Origin of the sequence: Aestuariispira insulae (genome assembly GCF_003385955.1) — a bacterium.
Taxonomy (GTDB): domain Bacteria; phylum Pseudomonadota; class Alphaproteobacteria; order UBA8366; family Aestuariispiraceae; genus Aestuariispira; species Aestuariispira insulae.
Genome location: NZ_QRDW01000019.1, coordinates 19,865 through 27,544, shown reverse-complemented (window position 1 = coordinate 27,544; position 7,680 = coordinate 19,865). Strand labels below are relative to the sequence as shown.

8 protein-coding genes are annotated in these 7,680 nt (G+C 56.8%); 2 read left to right on the top strand and 6 right to left on the bottom strand.

Going from position 1 to position 7,680, the window contains the following annotated elements; all coding sequences use genetic code 11:
• Positions 1–114: 114 nt before the first annotated feature.
• The 4 genes from DFP90_RS21790 to DFP90_RS21775 are packed head-to-tail and all read right to left on the bottom strand — an operon-like array spanning position 115 to position 3,799.
• Complete coding sequence (locus tag DFP90_RS21790) at positions 115–597, bottom strand: Lrp/AsnC family transcriptional regulator (RefSeq protein WP_115939513.1); 483 nt, start codon at positions 595–597, stop codon at positions 115–117.
• 4 nt (positions 598–601) lie between these two features.
• Positions 602–1,606 (bottom strand): N(2)-acetyl-L-2,4-diaminobutanoate deacetylase DoeB, encoded by a 1,005-nt coding sequence (doeB, locus tag DFP90_RS21785; RefSeq protein WP_245957147.1) that lies wholly within the window; start codon positions 1,604–1,606, stop codon positions 602–604.
• 1 nt (position 1,607) lies between these two features.
• Complete coding sequence (doeA, locus tag DFP90_RS21780) at positions 1,608–2,792, bottom strand: ectoine hydrolase DoeA (RefSeq protein WP_115939511.1); 1,185 nt, start codon at positions 2,790–2,792, stop codon at positions 1,608–1,610.
• A gap of 14 nt (positions 2,793–2,806) precedes the next feature.
• Positions 2,807–3,799, bottom strand: a complete 993-nt coding sequence (locus tag DFP90_RS21775) for a cyclodeaminase (protein WP_115939509.1) — start codon at positions 3,797–3,799, stop codon at positions 2,807–2,809.
• Positions 3,800–3,958: 159 nt separating this feature from the next.
• Here DFP90_RS21775 and DFP90_RS21770 point away from each other — a divergent pair, with 159 nt between their 5' ends.
• Together DFP90_RS21770 and eutB are read left to right on the top strand one after the other, a co-directional pair.
• Positions 3,959–4,636 carry a GntR family transcriptional regulator gene (locus DFP90_RS21770; RefSeq protein ID WP_115939507.1) on the top strand — a complete coding sequence of 226 codons (678 nt, stop codon included), beginning with the start codon at positions 3,959–3,961 and terminating at the stop codon, positions 4,634–4,636.
• Positions 4,633–5,631: a hydroxyectoine utilization dehydratase EutB gene (eutB, locus tag DFP90_RS21765; protein ID WP_115939503.1), complete on the top strand. Its 999-nt coding sequence runs from the start codon at positions 4,633–4,635 to the stop codon at positions 5,629–5,631. Before DFP90_RS21770 ends, eutB begins: the two co-directional genes overlap by 4 nt.
• Positions 5,632–5,642: 11 nt before the next feature.
• Here the strand turns inward: eutB and DFP90_RS21760 are convergent, their stop codons facing one another.
• Together DFP90_RS21760 and DFP90_RS21755 are read right to left on the bottom strand one after the other, a co-directional pair.
• A complete protein-coding gene (locus DFP90_RS21760; protein WP_245957146.1) occupies positions 5,643–7,232 on the bottom strand; it encodes a cryptochrome/photolyase family protein in 1,590 nt (529 codons plus the stop codon).
• Positions 7,181–7,648, bottom strand: a complete 468-nt coding sequence (locus DFP90_RS21755) for a DUF4864 domain-containing protein (RefSeq protein WP_147301100.1) — start codon at positions 7,646–7,648, stop codon at positions 7,181–7,183. Before DFP90_RS21755 ends, DFP90_RS21760 begins: the two co-directional genes overlap by 52 nt.
• Between the last annotated feature and the right edge of the window lie 32 nt (positions 7,649–7,680).

Below are 7,680 nucleotides of genomic sequence, written 5' to 3'. Positions count from 1 at the left end.
CTGTTTCCGTTTGGACATAACTGATCTCCATTGTTGAGATCAGAAAACACTCTTCTGTAGCTTACGTCACTGTCCGATTTCCGGGGACTAGCTCAGTGAGCCGACGCCAGGCCATTACAGCTGCTGTTCCAGCAGCAGCTCTATCGGGGTGGCAGGGGCTTCTTTCACCAGCTTGGTGACGATATAGGTGAAATAGCGGTCAATCCCGATATCCGTTTCCAGCAGGCGGTCGACCAGCCGCTGGTAATGGTCCACATCCGGCGCCACAATCTTCAGCAGATAATCGATTCCGCCACCGGTGGCATGGCATTCGATGATTTCGGGGATCTCCTGGATGGCTTCCTCGAAGATCCGGAAATCCTGGGCCTGATGCCGTTTCAATGTCACTTCCACCAGGACCGTGGTCGGTTTGATAAAACGTTCCAGATTGATCCGGGCATGGTAGCTGGCGATGATCCCTGCATCCTCCAGCTTTCTTAGCCGTTCCCAGCAGGCGGTAGGCGAGAGGAACACCTCTTCCGCAAGCTTGGTCTTGGTCATGCGGCCATCCCGTTGCAGGGCGGCCAGAATTCTGATGTCCTGCTTGTCCAGTTTCATGGTTCTATTCCACAATTTCCGCTATCACCGCAAGACTGTCACCAATCTTGATCTGGCCGGGGAAATGCCTGGCCGCCAGGATGCCGGACCGTTTGGCCCGGTATTCGGTCGGCGCGGTTCCGGTGCGCTCGGCATCATGTATGCGGGCAATCAACTGGCCTTCCTCGACCGCCTCGCCCAGGTCGACGCAGATCTCAAACAGACCGTTGCTTTCTGATGTTATGAAACAGGCGGCATCTGGCATATCCAGGCGGATGCTGTCATGACCATCCATCTCGTCAAGCAGGATACCGGCATGGACCAGAATGTTACGGACCCCGCGCCATGCAATGGCATTGGACCGGGCGGTTGAAGAGCCGCCGCCGCCCAGTTCGGTGGAGACAAAAACTTTGCCCATCTCTTCCGCGGCGGTGTCATACATGCCAACCGCATCCATTTCCAGCAATACCATGGAATAGGGGGCGCCGAAGGCCTCCATGGCGGCATGGCAACGGCCCTGCTGTTCCTTGTTTCTCAGGATATGGGCGGCGGCGAAAGGCACGAAATCCAGGGTTTTGCCGCCCGCATGAATGTCGACCACATAATCGGCCAGCGGCAGCAGGAAACGCTGGAAATAGTCCGCGATCTTTTCGGTGACCGATCCGTCGGGGCGTCCTGGAAACAGGCGGTTCATATTGCCTTTGTCGATGGGCGAAGTTCGTGTCCCGGCCTTGAAGGCCGGGTAATTCATCGCCGGCACGATGATGACCGTGCCGGTGATATGGGTTGGCTCCAGTTCCTGGGCCAGGCGGTGAAGGGCCACGGGCCCTTCATATTCGTCGCCATGGTTGGCCCCGGTCAGCAATGCGGTCGGGCCTTCACCATTCTTGACCACAGTGATCGGGATCATGATGTTGGACCAGGCGCTCTCATCATGGGAATAGGGCAGTTTCAAAAAACCGTGGGCCTTGCCTTCGGCCTGGAAATCCACCGTTGAGGTGATCGGGGAGGGGCGATTTTCGTTCATCATCCTATTCCTTGATGAAAAGCTTGCGTGGCACATCGGCCAGGCATTCTACGCCGGTTTCCGTGATCAGGATGCTCTCTGTGATCTCCAGGCCCCAATCATCAAACCAGAGGCCGGGCATGAAATGGAAAGTCATGCCGGGTTCAAGCACGGTCTCGTCCGTCATGCGCAGGCTCATGGAATGCTCGCCCCAATCCGGCGGATAGGAAAGACCGATGGAATAACCACAACGGTTGTCCTTTTCGATGCCGTGTTTTTTGAGTGCGCCGAACAGGCCGCCGGCGATGTCACGGCATTGATTTCCGGGCTTGGCAGCTTCCAGCCCGGCGGCGATCCCTTCCAAAACCGCCTGTTCCGCATCCAGAAAGGCCTGGGATGGCTTGCCCAGGTAAACGGTTCTGGAAAGCGGGCAGTGATAGCGTTTGTAACAGCCGGCAATTTCAAAAAATGTACCTGCCCCCTTTTCCAGGCGGCTGTCATCCCAGGTCAGGTGGCAGGCGGCGGCATCGGCTCCGGTCGGCATCAAAGGCACGATGGCCGGGTAATCGCCGCCGGCCTCCTCGGTCCCGCGGATGCCGGTATGATAAATCTCGGCGGCCAGGTCGCTTTTCCGCATGCCGGGCTCCATCACCTCGACAATGCGGGCATGCATTTTTTCCACAATCCGCGCGGCGGTTTTCATATAGGTGATTTCCTGTGCAGATTTCACCGAGCGCTGCCATTTCACCAGGCTGGTGGCGTCAATGAAACGGGCGTTGGGTAGGTTCTTCTGCAAGGAGGCAAAGGCGGCGGCGCTGAAATAGTAGTTATCCATCTCGACGCCGATTGGCAGCCTGCCCCAGCCTTTTTCCTCCAGGATGCCGGAGAGGTAATCCATCGGGTGGCGTTCCGGGGACTGAACATAATGATCCGGATAGCTGAGGATATTGGATGGGTCCATGAAAGCGGTGCGCAGCGCCCCATTGGCATCAATCCCACGGCCAAACCAGATGGGTTCACCGTCCAGCGGCACAATCACACATTGATGCACGTAAAAGGACCATCCGTCATAGCCGGTCAGCCAGGCCATGTTGGAAGGATCGGAGGAAATCAGCAGCTCGATCCCTTTGGCCTGCATGGCGTTTCGGGTCTTGCTCAGGCGGGTTTCATATTCTGCACGGGTGAAATTGAGTTTGGCAATGCTGGTCATTGATATGGTTCCTGTCAGGCCTGGAAGAGGGTGCCGATGCCGGACGCGCGGCAAAGGGAGAATGCGTGTGTGGCGATGGCGGTATCCTGGACGCCGGTCCCTGTCAGATCGCAGACCGTGACCGCTTGATCCGATTCACGTCCCGGATGTTTGCCGACCAGGATATCGCCCAACTCAGGGATGGTTTGGCCCTGGTCGATGACACCGGCCTTGATGGCCGAGCGCAATTCGCCAAGGGCAGCGGACTGACTCTGCCGGTCGCAGGTGAAAAGATCCGCTTTTGACAAGACATCCGGTGCCAGTTCATTTTTATGATCGGCATCTGAACCCATGGCGGTGATATGCAGGCCTTCATGGAGCATATCCGCCGTGATCAGGGGGCTTGAAGAGGGGGTCGTGGTAATAACGCATTGCGAAGCGGCGATAACTTCGGCGACCGTTTCCATCACCTGCACTGGCAGGCCAAGCAGGCCCTCCATCCGCATGGCATAGGCTTCCGCCTTGGCCCTGTCCCGGCCCCAGACGGTGAGTTTTTCAAAATCCCGCACCAGTTTCAGTGCCTGGATCTGTAATTCCGCTTGCAGGCCGGTGCCGATCACGCCGGCGGTCGTCACCTGGGCCGGGGCAAGCGCCTTTGCCGCAACGGCCCCGGCGGCGGCGGTCCTGACATCGGTCAGATAGCCGTTATCCAGCAGCAGCGCCTGGACCAGGCCGGTTTTTACCGACAGCAACATCATCATGCCATTCAAGCTGGGCAGGCCGATTTTGGGATTATCAAAAAAGCCGGGGCTGACCTTGATCGCAAAGCCATCCAGACCCGGCACATAGGCGGTTTTCACATCCACTTCGCCATTTTGCTCTGCAATTGCCATCGACAGGATCGGCGGCATGACGACGCCGCCTGTGGCCAGCTTGGCAAAGGCATCTTCAACAATCTGGACCGCTTGATTATCGAGCGGCACTTTGTGCCTTAGTTCTTGCTCATTCAGCAGGATGATTTCCGGCATTTCACATGGGCTCCCTGTATGTCCGTTTTGCCATGTTGTGTACAACAAAGCTTCAAATCAAGAAAAAATTGCATATGAGCGAATGTTTTTTCTTGAGACATATACAACATGGCGCTATGCAAAAAGGGCAATAACTCAAGGAGGCAGACCGCCAAAACCATGGCCAGACAGAAAAAAACCAAGTCACAGCAGAGAGCGGACCGCATCTACGGCGAAATCCGGGATAGAATCTGCCTGCTGGATTATGTGCCGGGCGACCGTCTGTCTGAAGAAGAATTGGCGGAAGAGTTCGGTATCAGCCGCACACCATTGAGGTCTGTGCTGGCGCGTCTGGAATCGGAAGGGCTGGTTAAAAGCCGCCATGGGGTTGGCACCTTTGTCACCAAAACCAATTTTGAGGAATTGGAAGAAGTATACAAATTGCGGATCGAACTGGCGGAGATTGCCGGCCGACTGGACCCTATCACCAAGAGCGAGGCGGGGCTGAACCGGATCCGGGCGATGATCGTCCGGGCCGGCGATCTGGTGGAACAACCGGACCAGAAAGCCTTTGCCCGGCTGAGCTTGGATCATTTTTTTGAAATGGCCGGGATAATCGGAAACGCGCATTTGCGCGATATCACGATCCGGATGCAGCTTTTGACCACCAGGAACTGGCTAACCATTCTGCCGGAAAGGCATCTCCAGGCGGAGATCCGGCGGTTCCGCTCGGAAATCCGGGAATTGCTGCAGGCGATGGAAGTGGGTGACTATCAAAGTGTCGGCCATATCTGGCGCAGCCATATATCCATGAGTTACCACCGGCTGAAAGCCTATGCGGGAGAAACAGGGACATGACAGAATTCACCCTAGAAATGGTGCGGGCAGCGCGCGAGACGATCAAGGGCACCGCTTTGCACACGCCATTGGTTCCCTCACCGCGGCACGGCATGTTGGCTGGCCGGGATTTCCTGCTGAAACTGGAAATGACCCAGCCCATGGGCGCTTTTAAGCTGCGGGGGGCGGCCAATGCGATCTTTAATCTGACAGGGGAGGTCAAAGGGGTCACATGCTGTTCGACCGGCAATCACGGCCGTGCCGTGACCTATGCCGCCAACAAACGGCAGATCCCGGCAACAATCTGCATGTCAGAACTGGTGCCGCAGGCCAAAATTGATGGGATTGAGGCCTTGGGCGGAACATGCCGGATCACCGGCCGGTCCCAGGATGATGCTCAGCAAGAGGCCTTGCGGTTGGTGCGCGAAGAAAGGCTGGTGGAAATCTCCCCTTTTGATGATCCTTATGTCATCGCGGGGCAGGGAACCATCGCCCTTGAAATGCTGGAGGATTGTCCGGATCTTGCCATGGTGTTGGTACCGCTCTCTGGCGGCGGGCTGGCAGGCGGTGTGGCCTTTGCGCTGAAACAAATGAAACCCAGGATCAAGGTGATCGGCCTTTCCATGGACCGGGGGGCGGCCATGCAGGCCTCCCTCGCTGCCGGTCATCCGGTGGAGGTTGAAGAAGTGGCCAGTCTGGCGGATTCGCTGGGGGGTGGCATTGGGCTGGAAAACCGCCTGTCCTTCCCTTTGTGCCGGGATTATCTGGATGATGTGATCCTGGTGACTGAGGAAGAAATTTATCACGCCATGCGCAGCCTCTATTTCGAGGACCGGATCGTCTGTGAGGGAGCCAGTTCGGTTGGCGTGGCCGCTTTACTGGCGGGAAAACTTCCCCCCGTAAACGGGCCGGTCGCAACGATTATCACCGGACGCAATCTTGATATGGCCATCCATGCGGAGATCATGCAGGGGCGCATAGTGCAATTAGGGGATCTGCGGGTCGGCGGCCTTTAGGTCGGCTGTTCCTATAACCCGCCGGTATTCAATTGCCCTAAAACCGTCTCGGCTCTTGAAAGGCAGGCGGATTGTTTGTCCGGCTCCAGTCGATCCCAGTTGCGATAAACATTGGACAGCCGTGGATTGGCGGCAAGCCGGTCACGGTGGCGGTCCATAAAATGCCAATAGAGGCTGTTGAAGGGACAGGCCATAGGGCCGTCCCGATCCTTCACATCATAAAGGCAACCTCGGCAGTAATCGGACATGCGGTTGATGTAATTGCCACTGGCCGCATAGGGTTTTGACCCCAAGAGGCCGTCATCGGCAAACTGGCTCATGCCGATGGTGTTGGGCATTTCGACCCATTCAAAGGCATCGGCATAAACCGCCAGATACCATTCATGAAGCTGATAGGGGTTGATCCCGGCCAGCAGGGCGAAATTGCCGGTGATCATCAGCCGCTGGATATGATGGGCGTAAGCACTGTTCATGGTTTCATTGATTACCGTGCGCATGCAGGACATGCCTGTATCACCGGTCCAATAAAAACCGGGAAGGTCACGTTGGGCATCAAGGGCATTCAAACCCGCATATTCCGGCATTTTCAGCCAATAGATCCCGCGCACATATTCCCGCCAGCCAAGAATCTGACGGATGAAGCCCTCGACCGCATTCAAGGGGGCGTGACCATCGTGATATGCCTGTTCTGCCATCCGGCAGAGCTTGAGCGGCTCCAGCAAGCCTGTATTGATATAGGCGGATAATAAGGAATGCGCCATGAACGGCTGGCCGCCCAGCATCGCGTCCTGATAATCGCCGAACCGGGGCAGAGCGGTTTGAATGAATTGGCGGGCCGCTTCTTCTGCCTGCGCCCGCTCAACCGCCATGCGGAAGGGGCGGATCTTACCAATCCTGTCGGGGAAATGCCGCGTCACCAGATCGATCACCTCACGAGTGATGCTGTCCGGGGGGAAGGCCGCCGGGGGAGTAAAGCACATCTCTTCTTTCGGCGTTTTCCGGTTTTCCGGATCAAAATTCCATCGGTCGCCTAGGGGCTGGCTGCCCTTCATCAAAAGACCGGTCTTGCGCCGCATGTCGCGATAGAAATATTCCATCCGCAGTTGTTTGCGATCGCGCGCCCAGTCCTGAAATTCTTCATGGCTACAGAGGAAACGGTCATCTTCCAGCATGTCCACGGGAATATTGAAATCATCGCGCCAGGACTGGGCCATGGTTTTTACCCGCCATTCACCGGGCTCGGTGAGCAGGATTCGTTCCGGTCCCAGGCGGTTGACCGCCCGGCCGATCTCTTGGGTGAAGTTGCCGCTGTTTCTCGGATCATCCAGGGCGATGTAGTCCACTCTCCAGCCCATGTGGCGCAGAATCCTGGCGTGATGGCGCATGGCAGAAAAGAGATAGACAAGCTTTTTCCGGTGATGCCAGACCTGATCTCCCTCTGCCCGTACTTCCATCATCAAGATATGATCTTGGTCAGGGTCGCCTGCGCGCAGGCAGGACAGGTCGGGGGAAAGCTGGTCAGCGAAAACCGGAATCAGGGACCGGATACTCATATATTTTGCCCCAGCGGCACCGGAGGCGAAACCTGTATGGTCATCCATGCGCCGGCATATTTCCCTTCGCTCACGCGGGCAACAACCCACTGAAAGCCAAGACGGCGGCCGGAACGGCTCACAATCTCAACAGCGAAGGTCGCGACCGTGTCATCCGATTCTAGGGGCTGAATGTCGTGGCTGATATGCTCCAGCAATTCCCGATAATGCGGCCCTTTGATCATATTGGAGAAACGTTCGACCGGGCCGGTGGCGGATCTGTTAACCGGATGGGCAAAGGCCCAGGTCTGCCGAATGCCTTCATCCGGTTGTGGGAGATTGTTATTCATCAACGCTTCCAACTGGATTGTCACCACATCGGCAGCCTTGAAAGTCCTGTTTGGGTGGATCACCTCACCAGAAGCCCCGTTTATCAGGGCGGAGAGGGGTATCAGCACGGCGGAAAAGGCAGGCAGCAGTTTCAAGATCATGTCCCCCGGGGATGGTTCAGCATTCA

Bases quoted from the DNA above. Each gene is read 5' to 3' on its own strand.
- doeB (WP_245957147.1), bottom strand. From the start codon at position 1,606: ATGATGAACGAAAATCGCCCCTCCCCGATCACCTCAACGGTGGATTTC.
- DFP90_RS21790 (WP_115939513.1), bottom strand. From the start codon at position 597: ATGAAACTGGACAAGCAGGACATCAGAATTCTGGCCGCCCTGCAACGG.
- DFP90_RS21770 (WP_115939507.1), top strand. From the start codon at position 3,959: ATGGCCAGACAGAAAAAAACCAAGTCACAGCAGAGAGCGGACCGCATC.
- doeA (WP_115939511.1), bottom strand. From the start codon at position 2,792: ATGACCAGCATTGCCAAACTCAATTTCACCCGTGCAGAATATGAAACC.
- eutB (WP_115939503.1), top strand. From the start codon at position 4,633: ATGACAGAATTCACCCTAGAAATGGTGCGGGCAGCGCGCGAGACGATC.
- DFP90_RS21775 (WP_115939509.1), bottom strand. From the start codon at position 3,799: ATGCCGGAAATCATCCTGCTGAATGAGCAAGAACTAAGGCACAAAGTG.
- DFP90_RS21760 (WP_245957146.1), bottom strand. From the start codon at position 7,232: ATGGATGACCATACAGGTTTCGCCTCCGGTGCCGCTGGGGCAAAATAT.